This window comes from Actinomadura rupiterrae (assembly GCF_024172125.1).
GTDB classification, from domain to species: Bacteria; Actinomycetota; Actinomycetes; order Streptosporangiales; family Streptosporangiaceae; genus Spirillospora; species Spirillospora rupiterrae.
The window spans coordinates 235,872-257,239 of record NZ_JAMZEA010000012.1 but is presented as its reverse complement, the minus strand read 5'-3'; the positions used below and the strand labels follow the sequence as shown (position 1 = coordinate 257,239).

Genomic DNA, 21,368 nt, shown 5'->3' with positions numbered 1-21,368 from the left:
GAGACATCCGTCCAGGTGACCCGGAGGATCAGAGACTTCCGTGACGGCTCCGTTACAGCCACCGTTGTACGGGCTGACGTTGCTCCGTCACGGTGCCCGCCGTGGGGCGTGTTAGGAGCCTGACCATGCTCCAGAGCGCTACTCGTTCAATTGCTGAGCTTGATCTGCTCGGCCAGCGCGCGAGCGGCGAGAGGATTGAGGATCAGGGCCGGACCCTCAGGATCCTTGGAGTCCCGAATGCCGAGCGCCGCAGGGACGCGGGCGAGCTCAACGCAGTCAGCTCCCTCTCCCTGGCTGTAGGACGACTTCCGCCACGACGCGGCGGCGAGAGGGGAGCGGTGTACGGCGCGGTGGTGCATGGTCCTCACTTCAGCTTGCGGAGTCGGCGGGTGAGCCAGTCCAAGGTCGCGTCTTTGTCCAAGGCCGCGCCCTGAAGGTACTGGAATCTCAGGCTATGGTCCTGGAGATCCTCCGGCTTCTCCAGATACAGGGCATTCCTACCCAATTCGATGTAGACCACCGACGGGTCCAGCTCGTAGTCCATGAGCGCGAAGGCGTAGGTCAGGCCGGGGTGCAGGCCAGCCTCGAACGGGATGACCTGCACGGTGACGTGGTCGGAGTCGCCAGTGTCGATCAGCTTCTGGAGTTGCTCCTCGTACTCGGTGAGGGTTCCGAACGGTCGATGGAGGGTGCCCTCGTCGATGATCGCCCAGAGTCTCGGCGGGTCAGGGTGTTCAAGGATCTTCTGACGGTTCATCCGGAACTCGACCCGTCGACCGATCTCGATCGGGTCGCGCACCATTGAGCGGCGGATGACCTCACGAGCGTAGGCGGGTGTCTGGAGAAGCCCCGGCAGCACGAGCGGTTGGAAGGTGTAGATGCTGCTCGCCTCGGCCTCGAAACCGGCAAGGCTGCTGCTGAACAGGTCGGCGAACTCGCTGGTCTCCCACCAACCGCGTTCACGTGACTCGCGGGCCAGGACGATCAACGTTTCGCGCTTGGCCTCGTCCTGGATGTTGTAGAAGTCGAGCAGGTCTCGCACGTCGCGCGGGTTGGGGCGTCGCCAGTCGCCTTGCTCGATACGACTCAGCTTGCCCTGTGACCACTCCAGGGCGCGCCAGACCTCTTCGGCGGTGTGCCCGGACTCGTCGCGGAGCTTGCGTAGCTCGCGGGACAGGCGCCGGCGCCGGATGGACGGACTTCGGCGATCGGGTAGGGCGGGCATCGGCCTCTCCGTCTGCGCTGCTGGGGACCCTTCGCGAGGTCAGCATCCCAGAAGGGGGCGCGTAACCGGACACACTTCGGCCAATCGGACGACTTCAAAAATGGAGCTTCCATTTTGGAGAGTGCGGGTCCATCATGTGACGCAGGACACTCAATGCCTGCCGCAGGGTGACGAATCGCCAGCCATCCGGCGCAGTCGAAGGTCAGGACAACTGATCCGTTCGGGAGCCGTCAGTGAATGAGCCTGCTCCGTCTTCAACCCCTCCCCTCCTGCATGCCGTCGGGCCGCCTGATCACCCGGTAAAGTCCGCCACCCCCACGGCCACCCTTCAGCCTGCCGCGGGGATCGCCGCCCGCTCGGCCAGCACGTACGAGGAAGCGCTCCGCGCGCGGCGAAGGCTCATGTACTCGGAGCTGGGCGAGCAACTCTCGCGGGTGATCCCGCCGTTGAGCGCCTCGCTTCTTGGAGGTGGCGCGCTCCTGCGGGTGGCCAACCCGCTCAACGGCCGCTTCACGATCATCATGACGACCGAGGTCCACAATTCGGGTGGACGGGCGTGGGGCTACTTCTGGCATGGCAGCGGACAGGCGTGGCATGCACCCGAGGCCGCGAGGCTGCTTGCGAGGTACCTGGCATGACCGCGCTGGTATCAGCAGGCAGGCGCAGCTGCAGAGGTCGATCGCTGCCGTCCCGAAACCACCGCCTGGCATCCCGGCGCCAGGGAGGTGGCCGGAGTGGATGAGCCCCGGCAACTGCAGGTGCCGGACGCCGACATCCGAAGAGCACTTCACCTGACACGGACTGCCTACGTCGAGGCGATGCGTGAACACGGCCTGCTGCCTGGGGTGATCAAGGTGATCGATGCGCTGGCTGAACAGCGCGTCGAGGAAGTGCTGTCGTCCGAGGAAGAGCCGTTGTCGGAGGACGGGCCGGCGTAGTCGTACTCGCTCGATGCGAAGCGGTGGCCTAGAGCCCGTGGTTCTCTGAGCGCGTCGGAGCGGTGTTCCAAGCCCGCGCTTCCCCGGTGTTTGAGCCATCGCCTGATGGCGGTCGGTCGCTACGGCATGTCCGGACCACTGATTGGTCAGTAAGAAGAGGAACGAACAGGAGGATAGATGGGTGCCAGGAAATGCTCGCTGGGCCCAGCGAGCGACTGGCTGTGGGGCCAGGAGGAGATGCGCTGGCGGCGCACGTTCTCGGGGAGTCCAGAGCAGACCGCTTCGGCCCGTGCGTTCGCCGAGACATTGTTCGCGGGCACGGCGTGCGTGGACGTGGTCGAGTTCATCGTGGCCGAGCTGACGGCAAACACCATCCGGCACACGGCCAGCGGCAAGGACGGCGGCTGGTTCGGCCTTGAACTGGTGTACGGCGACCCGGTGTATATCGCGGTGGTCGACAACGGAGGGACCGGTACCCCGCTCGTCCGGCAGCCCGACCTTCTTGCCGAGAGCGGCCGAGGCCTGTTCATGGTTGCGCAGCTCGCTCACCGGATGGGGATCGAGGGCAACCCCGAGCGCGGTCACAAGGTCTGGGCCGAGATCGAATTGAACAAGCCCTGGCCTGACGCGTTCGGCATCTCTGTCTAGGTCGCCCCATTGGAGGGACCCGGCCTGCCGCCGAGAAGGGCGGCTTGGATCTCGCGCCTTGACCTTGGTTTCGGAGGTGTTGGTGGATGTCGGTCGGTTCGCCCGTGGCACATCGGTGACCGTTGATCGGTCGGCGGGCGAGGGACCAAGGAGGACAGAGATGGGGATGAACAGGTGTGCGCTGGGTTCGGCGGGTGATTGGTTGTGGGGGCCGGAGGAGATGCGGTGGCGGCGTACGTTCTCGGGCCGTCCGGAGCAGACGGCCTCGGCGCGTGATTTCGCCGCGACGTTGTTCGCGGGGGCCGAGTGCGTGGACGTGGTGAAGTTCGTGGTCGCGGAGCTGACCGCCAACACCCTCCGGCACACGCGCAGCGGTGAGGACGGCGGGTGGTTCGGCTTGGAGGTGGTGTTCGACGACCCGGCTTATGTCGCGGTGGTCGACAACGGCGGGCGGGGGATTCCTGCGGTGCGGCAGCCGGTCGACCTGCTGGCCACCGGCGGCCGGGGCCTGTACGCGGTGTCGCAGCTGGCGCACCGGATGGGGATCGAGGGTAGTCCGGTGCTGGGGCACCGGGTGTGGGTCGAGGTCGAGCTGGACAAGCCGCTGACCGACCCGTTCGGGTCGCTGCGCTCGGTCGCCTCATAGCGAGGACCAGCCTGCGGATATCAGGCTGGTCCCCGGCTCAAGGGTACGAGAGCCGGGTCTGAGCACCTCGCCGTTTCCGTCCTCCTGGACGGGGACGGCGGGGTGCCTCCCGTTCCAGGACTGTGGCGTGGGGGCAGGCGAGGGCCGCTCAGGTGAGAATCTCTGTCACGTGATCGTCATTACTGAGCGTGTCAAGATGCTTTCCAAGTGCGACTTATCAACGCTGGAACGGCGGTGATCTCGGCCTATTGCTGCCGGATCAGTGGTCATGTCAGTCATCAGGCACTTGGAGGTTGGGGTGGCAGAGTTCGTCAGCACGGTCGGGAGCGGCTGGCGCCGAGGCTGGGGCGTCAAGGCAATCGCGCCGGTCGGCGCGACCTTCGGGCTGGTCTTGTTGTCCGGGCCGGTGTACGCCACTCCCGTCCGGGGGTGCGCGGATCTCAAGGGCGCGGCGGCGCAGATGTTCGACCAGAGCAAACTTTGCGCCAACCTGGCCCACGAGCAGCAGAACAGCCTCGGCAGCGGCAAGGAGCCGGATTACGGGAAGGTCCTCGGAGAGTCAGTGCGTGGCTACCATCGCCCCGCGCATCGACCATCTAAGGCGACGCAGCAGCACCGCGGGGCCGCCAAGCACCACGCCCCCACGGCGAGCAAGACGCGCCAGCCTCCGCCCGGCTCGCGGCCGCGAGCATCTGCGGGGGAGAGCGCCCCGCGAGTGGGCCCAGGCATTCCGTCGCTGTCCGTTGAGGCTAGCGTGCATACAGCTGAACCTGCAGAGCCACCAAAGCCGACCGTGCGTGCGCGCCCTGCCCGTCCGAAACCTGCCTCGCCAGCAACTAAGCGCGAAGGGGTGTCTCCAACATCGGCTGAACGGTCGGCACGGCAGACCCAAGTAATGACCTCGCATCAGAGCGAGGGCGATTCTCCGGTGGCGTGGGCGGTCTTGGCCATCACCACCGCAGCACTTGGGGGCTTGGCGGCGTTGTGGTTCGTGGCCTATGGCTCAGGGCTTGCCGTCGTAGGAGGCGCGAGCACGTTGAGGCGTCAGCACCGCCGCCTTCCAGCACCGCTCTCCAACAACCCGATCGCTGAGGATTCGCCCGTAGCGGAGAGCGCAGCCGTCCCACTGCCGTTGCTCTTGGCCCGCCGTGGTGACGAGCGGATCACTCTGGATTTGGCGGCAGCTTGCGGGTTGCGACTGACCGGTCCGGGTGCCAGAAGCGCCGAGCGCGGATTGGCGGCTCGGTTGATAGGAGAGGCGGAACGAGGGCAGCTACGTCTGATCACCGTCGATGCCGATCTGCAGGCGCTGTCTGTGCAGGCCCCGTCAGTTCCGGTAGCAGCGGTCGTAGTCGCACGCACGTTCGCCCAGGCGCTGGATGTGCTCGGTGGTGATCTGATCGCTCGTGCGGAAGAGGAGGCGGCGCTGCCTACTGTGCTCCTAGCGAAGCCGGTGCCGGAGATGGTGGGGCGGCTTCGAGCGGATTTGCGATTGGGGTCCCAGCGGGCAGTGGGAGCCGTCCTGCTGGGGGATTGGCCGCACGGGACGAGCCTCACGGTCGGCCGCGCCGGCGAGATCCTGGAGGCTGTCGGTCCCGCAGGAGCCGGGCTGGTCGGTGCCGAGATGGATCTCCTGGACCGGGACAATGCCTCAATGCAGGTGGTCACGGAGCACCCGCCCACTGGGATGTGCGTGGAAGCGGCGGCGTGGACCGACGAGGGAACACTTCGCCGTGAGGTGCCGGCTGACGAGGTTCAGGGCATCGTCCGCCTGCTCGGTCGCTGCGAGATCGCCGGGCCGAACGGGACGGTCGAGAGCGGATGCCACGACATGTGGGCGCTGCTGGGGCTGCTCGCCGAACAGCGGTCTGGGGCGATCACCAAGCAGCAGCTCGAGGACAAGCTGTGGGGTGACGACCTCCCCAGCGCCGAGCGCCTGAAGAGCGTGCTCAAGGAGGCAAGGACCAAGCTGCGCGAGGCCCTGATGCTCCCCACCGGCAGCCAGCCGATCCTGAAGACCGCAGGAGGCGGCTACAGAGTCGACGTCGAACTGCTCACCTTCGATGTCTGGAGACTCCGTGACGTTCTCAAGCAGGCGGCACTCGTAGACGCTGATAGCGACCGTAAACGTGTCTTGCTCGCCCGGGCGGTGGCCCTGTACACCGGTCCCTACCTTCAGGGATTCCCGCAACGCTGGGCTCGTATCGAGTCCAGAGAACTCGACCGGGAGCTGGTCAAGGCGCTGGCGCAACTGGCTGCCTTCGAACCCTCTCCCGAGCTGGCCCTCAGGCACTTGGAACGGGCCTGCGAGATAGATCCCACCCTGCAGCACATCTATAGGCGTCGGATGGAGATCAATGCAGAGCTCGGCCGTTACGAGGAAGTGCAGCTCTGCTTCGACCAATTGACCGAAGAATTGGAAGTGTTGGGCCTCACGCCTGACCCGGTGATAGTTCAACTCCGCCATAGGTTGATGGGCGAGCTGAGCTAGGCGGAGTCGGTAACTCGCTGAATGAGGTGGTCCATAATTTACGTGGACTTCTGATGAAGAGTGCCCGAAGTCCATCGTCGTAGGACCTGGCATAGGCTCGCGCCTTTTGCGTATCGTGCAGCCGGTGGGGCGTTCGGGGGCCAGTTCGGGGGAGTGCTCGGGGGCCATTCTATGACTGACCCTCTCGACTCGGTGAGTCCTTGCAGGTAGCGGCAGTGCTGAGTGTGCAGACGGCTCCCCCGAAACGTCAGTAATGACGTCTAGTAGTGGGCGTGCGCTGTGGCAGTCGATACGCCACCTTCCATGGCTAGTCGAATAGTTCCCTCCTATGGAAAGTCGAAACCAAAGACTCTCGTTCACTTACTTGAGTGTGCCATCGGCAGATCCACTGGCACACACTGTGGGGCGCGACAAGGTAGTTCGGGGTTGAGTCTGAGTCTCGCACTAGCTCTCAAGTGTCGAGGTGGTGCTGGTTTTGGACGTTCTGGAGTTCGCGAAGAGGATTCCAATGGTGCAGTCAAGTATTTCGTGTTCGGTTTCCGTAGATCACGGGGCTCATGCATTTTGTTAGGGAAGCCTCTCCAGCCGTTCCGGTGACGCTATTCGCCGCGTGTTCGGGGTGTGGTGGGGCCGTTATCGAGAGATGATGAATGTAGAACGAAAAAAGACACCGGTTCGGGCGGCGCGAAAATGCGACCGCCGGAACAGCAGAGAAAAAGGAGCCCTGAAATGGCCGCGAACACCATCCCCGCCCGCGCGAACACCGCGACCGCCCCCGGCGCACCTGCCGCCGTTCCGGCGTTGCCGGACGGTTTGAACGACGAGGGGCGGCGGGTGTGGGACGCGCTGTCCGCCACGGGTGGCGGTACGGTCGCGGTGATCGCGAAAGCGGCGGGGACCACGCAGAAGATCACCCGCGACGCGATCAAGATCATGTTCGCGATGGACCGGGTCGTCCGTGACGGGGATGTGTGGCGTCTCGCGCCTGCGTCCGCCGCGCCCGTCGCGCTGCCGTCCGACGTGCCTCCGGCTGACGCGGTGACGGACGGCCCCGCGACGGACGACGCGGACACCTACGGCACGGACGACGCGGACACCTACGGCACGGACGACGGGGCCACCGACGGCGGGGCCACGGACGGTGCGGACACCCACAGCCCGGACGTGGCGATGTCGGAGGCCCCGGCCCCCGGTTCGGCGCTGTCGCCGGAGGCGATTGCTAGCGCGATGCAGATCATGCAGGCCGAGTCCGATCGGCGGGCGGCCGCTTCGGCCGAGTTGGAACGGCGTCAGGCTGAGGAGGATGCGCGGCGCGCGGCGATCGAGGCGGAGTTGGCGCGGGCGCGGGCGGCGGAGGCGGCGCGTGAGGGGTTGGCGGGTCTGTTGGCGGCGGTGACGGCGGCGTATGCGGCGGTCGCCGACGGTGCGGATCAGGCCGCGATCGGTACGGCGCTTGCGCCGGTGTTCGATGCGGTGGGTGCGTTGGGGGTCGCGACCGGGCACGCGCGCCCGCGCCGTGCCCGCGCGGCCGGTGGGGTGGTGCCGTCGGGTGGTCCGGTCGCGGTCGGGGACCGCAAGCCGCCGACGCCGTTGCGTCCGCTGGTGGCCGCGCACCTGAACGCCCACCCCGGCATCGAGTTCACCCCGGGTGAGATCGCGCGGGTGTTGGACCGGTCGTCCGGTGCGGTCGCCAACGCGTTGACCACGATGGCCAACCAGGGCGAGGCCGTGCTGACGTGTGAGAAGCCGATGCGGTACCGCGCCCCCGCCACCAACACCGGCACCGCGCCCGCGCCCGCGCCCGGGACCGGGACCGATGCGACCGGGACCGACGCGGACGCCACCACGGCCGCCTAGCGGTCCGACGCGGCCACGGGCCGCCCGGCCCCGCCACATGCCCCCACGGCGTGTGGCGGGGCCGAACTCATTTCGGGGCGGGGCGTCCGGTATCTCAGGCCCGGCCGCCGCGAGCGGCCGGGCCTGAGATACGGATGGCTCGCGTCCGGGCGCCGCCGTGGGTGCGCCACCGCCTGGCGGGCGCGGCGTCGGACGACCGGTCGGCGTCGGGCGCGTCGCGGCCCCCACCGGCCCGGACCGATACCCGGGAACGTGCCACCCCGGACGGCGTTCGCGCCGGATGTGGCGCGGCAATGAGTGCCGTAGGGCGGCGGGCGCGGCCGGTGGTAGCCCGGGCGTTCCGGCGGTGGTGGTCGGGCGCGTAGGGGCATGTCAGCGCGTCGTGTCCGGCCGTCCGTCCGGCGTGGTGCGGGCGGGGGTGGTGCCGTGGTCCGCACGGTGACCCGGTGTGAGGCGAACGCATCTTGAATCGGCGAACTCTGGCAGACCGGGCCGGTTCCCCCTGATCTCGAAGGTGCATGGTCGGGGTGCACCTGTGCCAGATGCTTCGGACTGCCGACACGGTGGAGGGCCGCCCCGGAGGCAGGTTCACGCCGCGCAGGTGAAGGGCCGGCTGGGGTTCCAGGCGGTTGGGCGGGTTCGGTGCGCGAGGTGCGAAATGCTTGCGGGAGCCGGGGGAGGCTGGTGGCGGTGGCAGAAGAGTGGCGGGGGGCCCGCATGGACCGCCCCGCCGAGAACCCAGTCTGATTCTCTACTTGGTCAGCTGGTCTTGTCGGGAAGGGGGATCTGGAAGGGGGTGAGGTCGCCGCGTGCGGTGGCGTCGTCGAGGTTGATCCAGAACGTGCCGGGGGCGTGGGCGCCGAGGTTGTCGATGTGCTGGAAGGTGCCGCCGATGTGCCAGGCGTGCTCGGTGAACGCCGCTGCGGGGAACAGGTAGACCTTGGCGGCGGCGGTGTCGGCGGCGAGCCGGTCCTCGGTGATGGGGAACTGGACGGGGGGCGGGGTGGTCGGGAACAGGATCAGGGCGGCCCAGTCGACGCGCGCGTCCCAGGCCCGACTCGGGTGGGTGAGGCCGGGCCGGAACGGCAGCACACCGACCATCCCCGCGTACAGGTCCAGGGTGGTGCCTGCGGAGTCCGGCGCCATCAGGGAGGCCAGAGCGTAGGCGTCGACCAGGCCGTGCACGGCCCGCGCCAGCCCGGCCGGAACCGGCGCGACACTCGACGCGGTGCCCGACGCGGTGCCCGACGCGGTGCCCGACGCGGTGCCCGGCCGGGTGCTGGCCGCGCCGCCGGGGATGCCGCCGCCCGTGTCGTCGGCGGGCGGGGTGGTGGGGTGCGTGTGGGCGGGACCGGATTCGGTCATGATCGTGGTTCCTCTTTTCGGTGGGTGGCGCGGCGGGGCGTGGCCTCGCGCGGTGGTGGTCCGGTCCCGGACGGGAACGGACCGGCATCGACCCCCACCTGCGGGATCAAGGACAAGCCACGGATCCGGCTGGTAGCTCGCGGCCGCGAGACGGCGAACCTTCCAAACGAAGTGGCAGTGTCCGAGGGTGCGGTTTCGCTGGCGCCAGATGCTCACGGGGAGCGAGCGTGTGCTGACGACCTTGGCTGTCAGGTCAGGGGGCACGCGTACTGATTGCGGGGCTACGGCCACAAGCTCCAAACGTGGCTAGAACCGGCCATGCAATTCCGAATCGAGCGCAGGTCATGGAAGGGCGCAGGTCAAAATCCATGACTACTTAGTCAGATCTTGGTAAATGTCGTGGTTGCGGAATCGCCCTGCACGTGGTCTCCACGATGCCCCGGAAGGTGGCGATCGTTACGTTCAGTTCCGTTTTCCACACGTGTCACAAAACGTGACACGGAGGTCAAGGGACTCTGGGAGGTCCACATGTCTCGCATCGCAAAACTGGCACCGGCGGCAACGGCCGTTGCCGCACTCGGCATCGCACTCGCCCCGAGCGCTAGCGCGGCTCAGCAGGACGCCAGCGCGGACCGCGCGCAGACCATCACCGGTGTGACCCGGATTCCCGCGAAGACCTGCAAGGTGGTCGCCCACGCTCTCGTTGGCGCCCAGGCCAAGGCTGCCAGCAAGGGCGACTGCAAGGCCGTTTACATCGCGAACGTCTCCAAGCCCAAGTACCTCGGCTACAAGGTTCACGGTGAGCCGGTGCGGTCGAGGACCGTTTCCGCTGCCATGTGCTACCTCGGCGGCCCCTACTACGGCACGGGCAAGGGCTGGAGGTGCGGGCCGGCCAAGCAGTGGGTCACCGCGACGTTCCACTACAACATGAGGACCGTCTGGGTGAGCTGGGGCCCGCACTGCGACGAGTCGCACACCAAGGGCTGGTCGTGGGACGAGAAGTGGTGCGGCAAGGTCAACGAAGACGGCACCTGGATGCAGGTGGGATTCAATGGCAAGCTCAGTGACTACGCGGGGACCGTCAGCGTCTATCTGCGTCTGGGTATGACCAACGGTGGACGCACCTCGCTCCAGGGGCGCGGTCAGTAAGGAGAGCGGTCCATGATCGGAGAGCTTAACTTCACCCACTGGGGGATAGCTCTCGCTGTCCTCGTGCTGGTGATCACTTTCCTGGCCTACCTCGTGATGCGGCTTCGACGCAGGTACGGGGTCCACAAGAAGTAGAGGCCAGCGCTCTCCAGATGCCAAACGGCCGGTGCTGCTCTGACATGGTCTGAGCCGCACCGGCCTCCGCGCGAGGTTTGAGTGGGATTGATCAACCTCACCGGTATGGATGTCGACGGCTCCCGAGTCGATCCCGTTTGGACAGCACTGAACCCATTTCATCCTCGGGTGGTGGCTTGAGCGGCGCGGTGGTTCTGGAGGACGGCGATGGCCTTGACGAGGTGGCCGGTCTTGCTCGGGCTGCAGCGCAGTTTCCGCAGGACGCGCCATGACTTGAGCTGCGCGTTCGCGCGTTCGCCCGGCCCGCGCAGCTTGGCGTGCGAGCGGTTGGCCTGCTTCTGCGACTCCGGCTTGTTCTTGCCCTTGTAGGGCGTGATCACGACCGTGGCCTCGGCGCCTTGGTAGGCCTTGTCGGCCAGGGTGAGGATTCCGGCCCGCTCCAACTCGCGCAGGATGCCCCACAGTCGGGCGGCGGCCAGGTCGTGGGCTTTGCCCGGCAGCGCCCCCGATGTCCACAGGATCGTCCCGTCCGGGCCCGCGATGACCTGGATGTTCATGCCGTGGACGCGGTGCTTGCCAGAGAAGTAGGGCCGGTCGGCCTTGACTCGGTCGGTGTGGATGAGCGTCCCGTCCAAGATGACGTGGGTCAGCCCGTCCCGGCGGGCCTTCCCGAGCGCCTGGGTGAGCTTGGGTGAGCGGACCGACAGCAGCATCACGGTCTCCTCCACATACCGCCACGCCGTTGACACCGACACCTCAAAGCCCGCGGCGATCTCGGCGAACGTCTCGTCTTTGCGCAGGTGGACCAGCACCAGCAGAGCCTGCCGGCCGGGGTTGAGCAGCCGCCACACCGACCCGATCGCCTTGCGACGGCGGCGAATCAGCCCAGCGACGTAGTTCAGCGTTGAACGCGACAAATCGACGGCAGCACGATAGAACAGCACGCAGAAGCCCCTGGTTCCTGGACGTGGTGGTTGTGGTGATCAACCCGTCTACCAGGGGCTTCTCTGCCTCATGGACCGAATCCGTAACCCGCGATCATGCTGTGACCTGCGAGACCTCACCGGCGGATGAAATGGGTTCACTGCTTCGGGGGCGGCATACAGCCGTCGGCGTCTGGTCAATCAATGGTTGGGCCGCCTTCACCTGCGCCGCGAACCTTGCCGCGTCATCAACTCTCATCGCGCACTCTCAGAATTTCACGATCGTTTGGCCCCTTCTCCTGTCGTCACGTTCTGTGAGCGCTAGGGTCATGGCTTGCAGCCGCGCTCCATGCCGGGGGGATGGAGCGCGCCAGACGCCCTTTCGCTGCGGCGGTGATCGGAAGGTCAGCGCTGAGGTTTCGGCCGGCCGAACCCCACCAGATCCGACCGCGCCTGATAGCTGCTCACGCGGACGTGTTCACCGGTATGGGGAGCCTCGACCATCCGCCCGCCGCCGATCACCATCCCCACATGCCCGGGGGCCTGCTGCGTGCCGCCGGCCCCGGCGAAGAAGGCCAGGTCTCCTGGTTGTTCGCGCCCGGGTGGGACGTGCGGGAGTGCGGTCCACTGTTCTTGTGAGGTGCGGGGGAGGGCGAGTCCGGCTTGGTGCCAGGCGTAGAGCATGAGTGAGGAGCAGTCGAAGCCGACGGTGCCTGCGCCGCGGCCAGAGCCCCGGCTTGGCCCTCCTGGGCCGCCGCCACCCCAGGAGTAGGGGGTGCCGAGCCACCGCAACGCCGCCCGCACCGCGACGCCCGCCCGCCCCGAGACCGGCCCGAGCGGCCCGGCCGCGCACGCCGACGGGTCGGCGTCTTGGGCGTAGGCGGCGGCTTGGGCGAGGATGCCGGTGACGTAGTTCTGGTCGTGGTTGTAGGCGAACAACGCCTGCCGCATGCGCTCGGGTGCGCCGTTGTGGCGGAGGTAGTTGGCGGCGCTGAAGATCGCGTCGGCGGGGTTGTAGACGTCGCGCGTGCCGTCTGCGTCGCCGTCCACACCGAAGCTGTTCCATGTGGAGGGCAGGAACTGCATCGGCCCGGCCGCGCCGACCGCGTTGGTTCCCGACCGGATTCCCGAGCCGGGGCCTCGCCCGTGGTCGGACTCTGCTTTCCCCACCGCCGCGAGCACGCTCCACGGCACCCCGTACTTCGCTCCCGCCTTGATGTACAGCGCGAGATAGGTGGCCGGGATGCTGGCGGCGGCCCGCCCCGGCAGGCCCTGACACCCCTGGGCACCGCCGTTGTCGGCGGTGCCCAGGGTGACGCCGAGCGCGCCGAGCATCGCGACCAGGACCAGGCCGAGCAGCCCGGCCCCGGCGGTGAGCAACAGCGGCATCAGACGGTGTCGGTCAAGGTGGGGTCGCGGCGATCGTCGTAGCCTCGCCACACCTCGGCCAGCTCGATGAGCGTGCGGCGTGGGCGGGTCAGCCCGACCGGGAGCCAGATCGGTCCAGCCGGGCCTTGCGGTGTGCAGGCCGAGGTGTGGACGGCGGTGGCGACCGGTACTGGTGGAGTGCCCAGGTACTTGCGGAAGTTGGCTTCCCGGCGCGGGCTGGGCAGCGAAAACAGGACGGGGGTGGTGATCTTGCTGCTGTCGGCGAGTTCCGCGTATCCGTGGAGCTTGTCGGCCAACTGCTTGTGCGTCTCGGTGCCAGTGTCGTGTTCAAGGAAGAAGTCGAACTCGACTGGGGCATCCTGAACGGGTTCGCTCGGCTCTGCGGGAAGCCGGAGCGGCTGCTTCAGCTCGCGCCATCGTCCGAAGGCGTCGGGCTGGATCAGGTCGCCCCATAGGTCGCTGCAGTGCCCTTCAGGCCACCATTCACGCAGCTCGGCTCGGCCTGCGCTGTTGCGGGCATGAGCGCGGAGCTGTGTGAAGAACTCGTTGATGCCGAGCTGGTGGCCGAGCTTGCTGGACATCACGATGCCCAGAGCCCTGTCGCGGCGGTATCCGAGGTCTTCTACGGGTACGCCGCGCCCAGCGGCGACCACGTGCGCACCTGCAGGGCCGAGCACCCAGTGGTTGGGAGCGCTGCCGATCGGGGTCCAGGGCCGGAAGTATTCCAGCGCGGTCAGTCGGTGCAGTTCGGTCAGCCGGTGGCGGGCCTTGTTGATGGTCGGGAAGTAGATCGCGGCGAGTTGGTTGGTGGTGAACACCCGGTGTTCCCACACCAAGTCCAGGATGGCGCGGTCGCGGTCGGTGATGCGGGTGGATAGTCGGGCGATGAGGTCTGGAGACAGGCGCGGCCGTGTCCCGCGACGGACGCGACGCTCGCGGATCTTGATCCTGGGGTTCATGTTCTCGCCCCCTAGAGCTTCTTGCGCTGGTCACGCTGGACGGTGGGCTTGCGGGTTGCGGACGGCCGTTGGGGTTCTCCGCCGAACTGGCGGCGGGATGCCTCCCGAACGGCCTCGGCTCGTCCGGATATCGGGTCGGGAAGGGGGCGGGTGCGGAAGGTGAAGCCGGGCGAGGAGGCGCTGCCGAGGACAATGCGTCCAGCGGCCTGGTATGCGCCCAGGTGAGAGAGGTCGTGTGCGCCGAGTTCGGGCGCGACGTGTCGGACGAGTTCGCCGGCGTCCTCGGGGGAGGCGGCGAAGTAGACCTTGTTGCGGGCGTCGGAAGACACCGCTTCGCGCAGGTCTTTGGGGAGCTGCGACAGGTGTTGGTGGGCGATCACCATCGCGAAGCGGTAGGCGCGCGCTTCGGCTAGGACGTCGGAGATGGATCCGGGCAGGTTGAGGAAGTTATGCGCTTCGTCGACATAGGCGGTGGCGTCGGGACGGCTGTCTTCTGGCCAGCGGGCGCGGGGGAGGAGCGCCTGCCAGGTCTGGGCGAGCAGCAGGGAGCCGAACAGGCGGGCAGCGTCATCGCCGAGGACGCCCTTGGGCAGACGGGCCAGGATGAGACCACCGGTGTTGAGGGCGTGGCCGAGGTTCACCGTCGGCGCCGATCCCGACAGGGCGCTCTTGACGAACGGCCGCAGCAGGACAGCGCGGAGTTTGTTCATCACCGGCGCGACCAGGGCGGCGCGTCCGCCGGGACTGAGTTCCTCATACGAGGTCCAGAAACTCGCCAGGTGCTCGTCGGTGAGGTGGGTGGTGATCCGCGTTCGGAACGCCGCATCGGACAGCAGCTTGGGGACCTCGCCGAGGTTGGCGTTTGGCCCCTGGACGTGCGCGAGGGTCAGGCAGGCCGACCGCAGCAGGTCGTCCAGGCGCGGTCCCCATGCGGAGGAGAAGCAGCGGCGGAAGGTGGTCACGATCGCATCAGCGGCGAACGAGGCGTTCTGCCCGGCGAGGACGTTAATGCAGGGTGGTGGCGTGGTCTGGTCAATGGGGTCGAACACGACGGTCTGGTCGATGGCGCGTTCGGGAAGCCGGTCGAGGACGTCGACGATCAGATCGCCCTTGGGGTCGATGACCAGCGCGCCTCGGCCGGCGTGGGCGTCGGCGAGGATCTGCCCTGCTAGGAAGGTTGACTTGCCGGTTCCGGTGGATCCGAGCACGTGAGTGTGTTGGCGTGCGGAGGCCACAGGAATGCCGACCGGACGCGCCGGTCTTGCGTCGGAATCTCCGAGCAGCCGCGTCCGCGCGCCTCCGGACGGAACGGCGGGGGACGGCGCGACGGGGCGGGCCCCGGCACGTGTGACGCCGGGCGCATACAGGTCGTACGGCAGGTGCGCCATCGCGGCCAGTTCTGGTGCCGACAACAGGAAGCCGCGTCCCAAGCGTCGCGTCGCCAGAGCTGCCCCGGCTCGGGGCAGGCGTTTGCGGTTCAGGTGCTGGTGGGCGGAGGTGAACAGGGCGAATGTCGAGGCGATCTCGTGGGCTGCCGACCGCAACCAGCTGCGAGCCTGCTGCGGGCCACGGGTGGTGGCCACGCTGTAGGCGATCTGCACCTCGTACCGCGGGAACCGTGCCTTGCCCATGATCGCCGCCACCTGTTCGGCGCGTTCGGGATACATGCGCGTCAGTTCGCCGGGGTTCGGATGCCCTGTCATGCCCGGGGTTATCGCGTCGAATAGTGCGGCCTGCGGGGCTGCCGAGCGGCCACCGCGCAGGGTGGCGGCGGCGCGCCAGGCCTGCTTCAACCTGCGGCCGACGACCGGGCGTGTGAGGAACTGCACCACCAGGTGCTCTCCCCGGCCCAGGTCGGACGCCGCGGCGAGCAGATGCCGCAGCGGGTCCGCCTGGTGGGCCGTCTCCAACGGGAAGTGGTCTGGCCGCGCAAGGACCAGGCGGCCGCCCGCTGTTGCCGCGTCCACCGGCACCGGACGGTCAGCCGGACGGCTGGTCAGGGTCACGCCAGGCCAAGCCCCCTGGAGCGTCTTCTCCACCAGCGCAGCAGGGATCGTCCCGGGAACCCAGATCTGAATCCGCACACCCGCACGATCAGCGATGTATTCCCAGGCAAGATGCGGTTGCCCGAGCAGCAATCGCTTCCACTCGGGCGAAGTGAGCCCGACCAGCCTGGACCACCAGGTGAGGGCACTGGACGGCTCCACCTGCGCCGGGACGGCGACCTCGATCACGCGGGCGCCTTCGGCATGTCGGTCGTGGCGCCATCGGCGCAGGAGTGTGCGCGCTGTCGCGAAAACGACCGCCAGGAGAAGTGCTCCGGCGACGAGTCCGGCCCCGTACCTCATGGCCAGCATGGGCAGATGCGCGGGATCGGCCGTGAACTTGTCGATCCATTTGATCAGCCAGTTGCTGATGCCGTCGGTCGGCGGGGGCGGGACCTTCTTGGGCCACGCGGCCAGTCCGGTCCAGGTGCTGGGGTTGGGCGGGGTCATGAGCGGTCACCTTCTTCGGCTGAATCGCTGCTGGTGTTGGCCCCACTGGGCCCGGGTTCGGGGATTGCTTCCAGGGCGTTGACCTCGGCCGGTGTCGTGGTGACCAGGTCGTGTTCGGCTTGGCTGGCGATCGCGAGGAACGCGGCTCGATCTGAGCCGCCTGCGGTGCCGCACAGCAGGCCTTCGCCTTGGCGGGCGGCGAGCAGGAAGGTGCGTTCGCCGTCGGTGAGGTCGAACGCGTCGGCGACGGCTTCGACGACTTGGGGTGCTTGGCGGAGCAGGATCTGGGTGGCGGCGTTGGCGATGACCGCCCGACCCAGATCGGAGGACAGCAGGTCGGCCGCGTCCTGGGTGACGACCGCGAGGCCGGTCCAGTGCTTGCGCGCGGATTTGGCCAGCCGGTACAGGAACCGCGCCCCGGCTTCCTGTTGCATGAGCGTCCAGGCCTCATCGACGACGACCAGGCGGCGGCGCCGGTGGTGGGGGTTGGAGACCTGTCGCCAGATCGCATCCAGGGCCAGGAGCATCCCGACCGGTCGCATCTCCTCGGGTAGATCCCGCAGGGCGAACACGAGCAGATGCCCGTCGGGTCGGGTGGTGGTCGGGCCGGAGAACAGGCCGCGGTAGGAGCCGGTGACATACGGTTCCAGCCGCGCCGCCAGCTCCTCGGCGTCCTTGCTTCCGCCTTCGCCGGCCAGGGTGAGCTGCCCGACCAGGTCGGTCAGTAGTGGGGGTTGGCGTTTCCAGGTGCGGGGGTCGTTGGTGATTCCGGCGGCGGCGTAGGCCGCCACCACGCACCGGTCCAGCACGGCCCGGGCCATCGGCGTCAGCGGCTCGCCGAGCATGGTCGCGATCAGGGTCTGGACGAACAGCGCCCGCCGGATCAGCGTCTCGGGATCGTGGTCCCCGGCTGGGAGGTCGAAGGGGTTGAAGCAGACTCCGGCGGCGCCGAGCGCGATGCGGGTGCCGCCGACCGCTCCCGCCAGGCGGCGGTATTCGTCTTCGGGGTCGATCACCGCGATCTGGACGCCCTGATACAGCGAGCGGAGGAGTTCGAGTTTGGTGAGGTAGGACTTTCCGGCGCCGGAGCGGGCGATGGTGACCGAGTTGTGGTTGTCCAGTGCGAACCGGTCCCACAAGACCACTCCGCTGGAGTGGGCGTTGAGCCCGTACAGCACCGGCGTATCGCCGAGTGCGGGTTGCAGGTCGGGTGAGGTGAAGGGGAAGGCGGCGGCGAGCGCGGCGGTGTCGAACGCGCGGCGCATGCGCAGCGAGTCGACGCCGAGCGGCAGTGTGGTGGCCCAGCCCTGGAGAGCGCGGAAGGTGGTGGGTTGGGCGTCCAGCAGCAGCGAGGCGCACAGCGCCCGGACCCGCTCCACCTCGGCGGTCAACTCCTCAGCGTTGCCGGCGTGCACGGTGAGGTACAGGCCCAGGCGGAACAGTCGTCCGTGGCCGCGGGCCAGGGATGCGGCCAGGTCGGCGGCGTCGTCGGCGGCGGCTTCGGCGCCGAAGTCGGCCAGCCGCCCCGCCTCGGCGTTGGCGCGCGAGGAGGCCTCCAACCGGGCGAGCTGCCGCCGAAGCCGTTGCGCGGCGACCAGCGGCGGGACGGGCTCAATATGCAGGGACACATCCAGACGGCCCGGATAGGTCAACAGCGGTTCCAGCCACCCCGCGCCGACCTCGCGCGGGTACCCGGCGACCGCGAAGGACGAGCACACCCCGCCCGGCAGGAGAAGCGACCGTGCGGTGACCTCCAACGCCGAGGGGCCCAATCCGGTGCCGGTGTCGTCGGCCAGAGCCTCGTCAGGACGATCAGGTGCCCGAGGAACTACTGGGGCGTTCTTGCGCTGGGTCAGGATGCGCGGCTTCATGACGGCTCCCCTTCGGTGGCGGTGATGATGTCGGCGGGGTCGGCCAGTCCGGTGAGCGGTTGGTCTCCGGAGGACAGAGATTCGGTCAGGACATTGGTGGCCTGTGCTGCGTTCAGGACGCGTGCGGTAAGTCCGAGCCCGGCCAGGTGGTGGACGGTCTCGGACGCGCGCCGCAACAGCAGCTCGGCTGCGGCTTGGCGGGTGGCGATCCGTACCCGTTCTCTGCGCCAGGGCAGCCCAGCGCCCGCGGAGAGTGCGTGATCGCGAAGCACGATCAGGACGCGCCGCCCTAGCAGCCCGTAGGACCCCTCGACCTGCGTCAGGAAGCTGGCATGGTCGTGGGCTGCCTGCTCTAGAGCAGGGTCGGGGAGCGTCGGCGCAGCGTGATTGACCTGTTCGGCCAGGCCGGACAGTTCGACGGGGCGGGCCTGCACCAGGATCTGGACCGGCGCGTTCAGCGAGTTCAGCCAGCGTCCGAAGGCCGCGACCAACGCGGCCTGCTCGGCGGTGGAGCGCAGCGCGAACGCCACGGTGGAGGCGTGCACCAGGACCGCGGTGCCGCCGTTGGCCAGCTCCAGCGCGCCGTCGTCGCGCACCGCTCGCACGGGCAGCTTCAACGGGGCGGGCAGCTCGCCGCGCATCCCGCACCAGGCCGGAGGCGCCTCGACGGGTGTTTCGGCTGCTACCTGTTGTTTGGGGCTGCGGGTGTGCAGTAGGGCCGCGAGCGCGAACCGGTCCAGGCTCATCCCGTCCCGGCGCGCCACCGTCAGCACCGCACCCAGCGCGACCACCGGGAAGAGCGCGGCGGCCAGCACCGGTAGCGGCATGATCGCGTGCAGCGCCGCGTACTCCAGGGCGCAGACCAGTCCGGTGACGGCGAGGATCGCGAGCTGGCGTGCGTTGAGGTTGTAGAGGATCTTGTCAGGTTGGTCGACGTCGGCAGGGATCCGCGCAGTCAACGGCTCATCGTCGGCCAGACGGGTCATGACGACCTCCGGTTCCTGGCGCGGTCGGGCCGGTCGGGCCGGTCGGTCCAGGGGCGGTGCTTGCCGCCGCGGTCGATCCACAAGGTCATCTGCCGGGGCGGAACCGGCCGCTTGGGCATGCCCGGGAGCTGCAGTTGCCGGTTGCGCGGCACCGGACGCGCAGGTGGAAGCGGCGGCGGTTCGGGGCGCGGCACGCGCGGCGCGTCCACGGGCAGCGCGAGCTGCACGGGCCGGGCGGTGCTGGGTGCGGGCCGGATCGGGATCGGCAACGCCAACTGGGTCGCCCTTCCACCGCCGCCCGGCCGGGCCGGTGGCGTGGCGGGGGCGTTCCAGCCGGGCGGTGCTTGCTGCGGGAAGCGGCGTTGCTTGTTCGGCAGAGGTGCATCTGGGGGACGGGGGACGCGGTAGGCGATCACGGGGTCTCCGTTCGGTCCGTCGCCTTGCCCAGTGGGCAGAGCGGTTGGCGAGGTCGGCCCTGGGCGTTTGGGCCTGGTGGGACGGGGCGGGTGTGGCGGGTGTCCCTGCCCGCCCGGTGGGCGGCGGCCTCGGCTGGTGCGTCCGGTGCGGAAGACCGCGGAGGTGACCGCGCCGATGGTCCGGTAGACCAGGAAGGTCTTGAGCAGGCCGCCGAAGGTGCCGGGGCGGGCCTGGCGCCAGATGGTCCGCGCGACCCAGGACGGGATCCGCAGCAGCACCCACAGCAGGGCGATGATCAGCAGCAGGTCGACGCCGTCGGCCTTGGACAGCGGGACGGCGAAGAAGTAGCTGTTGCTGTCACGGTGCGGGTCAAACGACAGCAGCACCTGCAGCGCGGTGACGAACACCAGCGACTGGCACACCTGGATCGCCAGCACGCCGGTGATGGCACGCCACCACAGCAGCGCCAGCCCTTCGGTGAACGGCAACGCGTGACACATCAACGCCAACGGCGCGGCGACGATCAGCACGACCGTGATGGCCAGGCGGGTGATGTAGACGCACGCCACGCACGCCGCGAGGACGACCGCGACGATCGCCAGAAGCGGCAGGTAGGAGCCGGTCTTGGCCTCGGTCTCGATGGTCCGGCCGATCACCTGCGCGGCCTGGTGCAGGTTGATGTGCGTTCGTCCGGCCTCCAGGAACGCGTTCGCCAGCCCGTTGGCGAAGTCGATCCCGTACCCGAGCAGCAGCAGCGACAGGTTCGCCGCCACAAACGCCCACACCAGCCGCGGCAGCACCTCGCGGATGCTGTACTCCCGCGGCAGGCTGCTGCCCGACATCAGCAGCACCCCGGCGAGGGTGACCAGCAGGACAAAGCAGGTGTCGGCGATCCACTGCGACACCCCCCACAGGTCCCGGGCGCTTTGCATGCTCGCCGCATGCAGGTTCGGAGTGGCGAACACCGTCGCGCCCAGGAACCGGAAGGTCGGGCCGATCGCCGAGGCCACCACCGACACAAACCAACCCGTCACCGCTTGCCGCGCCTGACACGGCACATCCAGGAACGAGCACTCGTCCTTCTTCTTCGTGCCGAGGTGCTCGACGGCCGGGCTGAACGGCGAGTTCGGATCGACCGTCCACTGCCCGCCCGGCTTTTGGCACTGCACCAGCGGCGCCGGCGCCCCCACCGAGGACAGCACCTTGCTCTTGCCCTGGCAATCGGCGCCGGGCCCCTCCACGCTGCCGGGCTTGGGGATCGGCTGCTCCGGGACGACCGGCTGGCCAGGCTGTCCGCCAGGGGCCTGGATCCAGGGCGGATGCGTCGGCAGCGGCACTGCGGGCGGCGGGTGCGGCGGCGGAGTCGCCGGACCTGCCGTTGCCCCGCTCGCGGCGCCCAGGCAGATCCCGACCGCGATCAGCAGGACCGGCAGCAGCCGACCGCACCACCGGCGGGCCGAGGCAGGCGAGGTCACGAACCCACGACCTTCTGCAACATGGTGACCAGAACCGGGGCCAGCACCGCGACCCCGTAACCGATCGCCGCATACCGCAGCGTCTTCTTCGCACCCTCAACCTCAGCCGGGTCCCCGGACGCCAGCATGTAGCGGACACCGCCGATCGTGGCGAACAACGTCGCCAACCCCACCAAGAGACCGACGATGACGTTGCGCAGATTGCCGATGACCTCGTTCAGCGACTTGGCCGCCGCCAGCAGCGTGGCCGCCTCGGCGATGCCGGGAACCATCAGCGAGGCGCCCAGGCAACCGCCCGTCCACAGCACCGACCCGACCACCAGCCGTGTGGTACTGACGCGGCGGTGACGAGCGCGCGGGCGGAAGCGGAGCACGTGCGGGCACCGGAATGTGGGAGGG

Annotated in this window: 18 protein-coding genes; 7 read left to right on the top strand and 11 right to left on the bottom strand. The window is 68.5% G+C overall.

What is annotated here, in order from left to right; all coding sequences use genetic code 11:
* Positions 1-146: 146 nt before the first annotated feature.
* Both FHU30_RS36440 and FHU30_RS36435 read right to left on the bottom strand, forming a co-directional pair.
* Positions 147-359 (bottom strand): DUF397 domain-containing protein, encoded by a 213-nt coding sequence (locus FHU30_RS36440; protein ID WP_253882106.1) that lies wholly within the window; start codon positions 357-359, stop codon positions 147-149.
* 5 nt (positions 360-364) lie between these two features.
* Complete coding sequence (locus FHU30_RS36435; protein WP_253882105.1) at positions 365-1,225, bottom strand: helix-turn-helix domain-containing protein; 861 nt, start codon at positions 1,223-1,225, stop codon at positions 365-367.
* A gap of 401 nt (positions 1,226-1,626) precedes the next feature.
* Here FHU30_RS36435 and FHU30_RS36430 point away from each other — a divergent pair, with 401 nt between their 5' ends.
* The 6 genes from FHU30_RS36430 (at position 1,627) to FHU30_RS36405 (ending at position 7,805) form a co-directional block, all read left to right on the top strand.
* On the top strand, positions 1,627-1,863 hold the full coding sequence (locus FHU30_RS36430) for a hypothetical protein (RefSeq protein WP_253882104.1): 237 nt from the start codon (positions 1,627-1,629) through the stop codon (positions 1,861-1,863).
* 96 nt (positions 1,864-1,959) lie between these two features.
* A complete protein-coding gene (locus FHU30_RS36425; RefSeq protein ID WP_253882103.1) occupies positions 1,960-2,163 on the top strand; it encodes a hypothetical protein in 204 nt (67 codons plus the stop codon).
* A 177-nt stretch (positions 2,164-2,340) separates the two neighbouring features.
* A complete protein-coding gene (locus tag FHU30_RS36420; RefSeq protein WP_253882102.1) occupies positions 2,341-2,811 on the top strand; it encodes an ATP-binding protein in 471 nt (156 codons plus the stop codon).
* A gap of 220 nt (positions 2,812-3,031) precedes the next feature.
* Complete coding sequence (locus tag FHU30_RS36415; protein ID WP_253882101.1) at positions 3,032-3,457, top strand: ATP-binding protein; 426 nt, start codon at positions 3,032-3,034, stop codon at positions 3,455-3,457.
* 895 nt (positions 3,458-4,352) lie between these two features.
* Complete coding sequence (locus FHU30_RS36410; protein ID WP_253882100.1) at positions 4,353-5,948, top strand: AfsR/SARP family transcriptional regulator; 1,596 nt, start codon at positions 4,353-4,355, stop codon at positions 5,946-5,948.
* 621 nt (positions 5,949-6,569) lie between these two features.
* Positions 6,570-7,805, top strand: coding sequence for a hypothetical protein (locus FHU30_RS36405; protein WP_253882099.1), 1,236 nt, complete (start codon positions 6,570-6,572; stop codon positions 7,803-7,805).
* 759 nt (positions 7,806-8,564) lie between these two features.
* Here FHU30_RS36405 and FHU30_RS36400 read toward each other — a convergent pair.
* Positions 8,565-9,170, bottom strand: a complete 606-nt coding sequence (locus tag FHU30_RS36400; RefSeq protein WP_253882098.1) for a hypothetical protein — start codon at positions 9,168-9,170, stop codon at positions 8,565-8,567.
* Positions 9,171-9,698: 528 nt separating this feature from the next.
* Between FHU30_RS36400 and FHU30_RS36395 the strand changes: the two genes are divergently transcribed.
* Positions 9,699-10,319: a hypothetical protein gene (locus FHU30_RS36395; protein WP_253882097.1), complete on the top strand. Its 621-nt coding sequence runs from the start codon at positions 9,699-9,701 to the stop codon at positions 10,317-10,319.
* Between the two features lie 293 nt (positions 10,320-10,612).
* Here FHU30_RS36395 and FHU30_RS36390 read toward each other — a convergent pair whose 3' ends face one another.
* From FHU30_RS36390 to FHU30_RS36355, 8 genes are all read right to left on the bottom strand, one after another.
* A complete protein-coding gene (locus tag FHU30_RS36390; RefSeq protein WP_253874741.1) occupies positions 10,613-11,398 on the bottom strand; it encodes a transposase family protein in 786 nt (261 codons plus the stop codon).
* A gap of 384 nt (positions 11,399-11,782) precedes the next feature.
* Positions 11,783-12,766, bottom strand: a complete 984-nt coding sequence (locus FHU30_RS36385) for a C40 family peptidase (RefSeq protein ID WP_253882096.1) — start codon at positions 12,764-12,766, stop codon at positions 11,783-11,785.
* The gene (locus tag FHU30_RS36380) at positions 12,766-13,725 is read right to left on the bottom strand and encodes a replication-relaxation family protein (protein WP_253882095.1); all 960 of its coding nucleotides are present in this window, start codon (positions 13,723-13,725) and stop codon (positions 12,766-12,768) included. The genes FHU30_RS36385 and FHU30_RS36380 overlap by 1 nt, the downstream gene beginning before the upstream one ends.
* Before the next feature lie 11 nt (positions 13,726-13,736).
* A complete protein-coding gene (locus FHU30_RS36375) occupies positions 13,737-16,220 on the bottom strand; it encodes a DUF8128 domain-containing protein (protein WP_253882094.1) in 2,484 nt (827 codons plus the stop codon).
* The gene (locus tag FHU30_RS36370) at positions 16,217-18,091 is read right to left on the bottom strand and encodes a VirB4 family type IV secretion system protein (protein ID WP_253882093.1); all 1,875 of its coding nucleotides are present in this window, start codon (positions 18,089-18,091) and stop codon (positions 16,217-16,219) included. The genes FHU30_RS36375 and FHU30_RS36370 overlap by 4 nt, the downstream gene beginning before the upstream one ends.
* Complete coding sequence (locus FHU30_RS36365; RefSeq protein ID WP_253882092.1) at positions 18,088-19,077, bottom strand: PrgI family protein; 990 nt, start codon at positions 19,075-19,077, stop codon at positions 18,088-18,090. Before FHU30_RS36365 ends, FHU30_RS36370 begins: the two co-directional genes overlap by 4 nt.
* The gene (locus tag FHU30_RS36360; protein ID WP_253882091.1) at positions 19,074-20,969 is read right to left on the bottom strand and encodes a TrbL/VirB6 family protein; all 1,896 of its coding nucleotides are present in this window, start codon (positions 20,967-20,969) and stop codon (positions 19,074-19,076) included. The genes FHU30_RS36365 and FHU30_RS36360 overlap by 4 nt, the downstream gene beginning before the upstream one ends.
* A complete protein-coding gene (locus tag FHU30_RS36355; RefSeq protein ID WP_253882090.1) occupies positions 20,966-21,289 on the bottom strand; it encodes a pilin in 324 nt (107 codons plus the stop codon). The genes FHU30_RS36360 and FHU30_RS36355 overlap by 4 nt, the downstream gene beginning before the upstream one ends.
* Positions 21,290-21,368 lie beyond the last annotated feature (79 nt).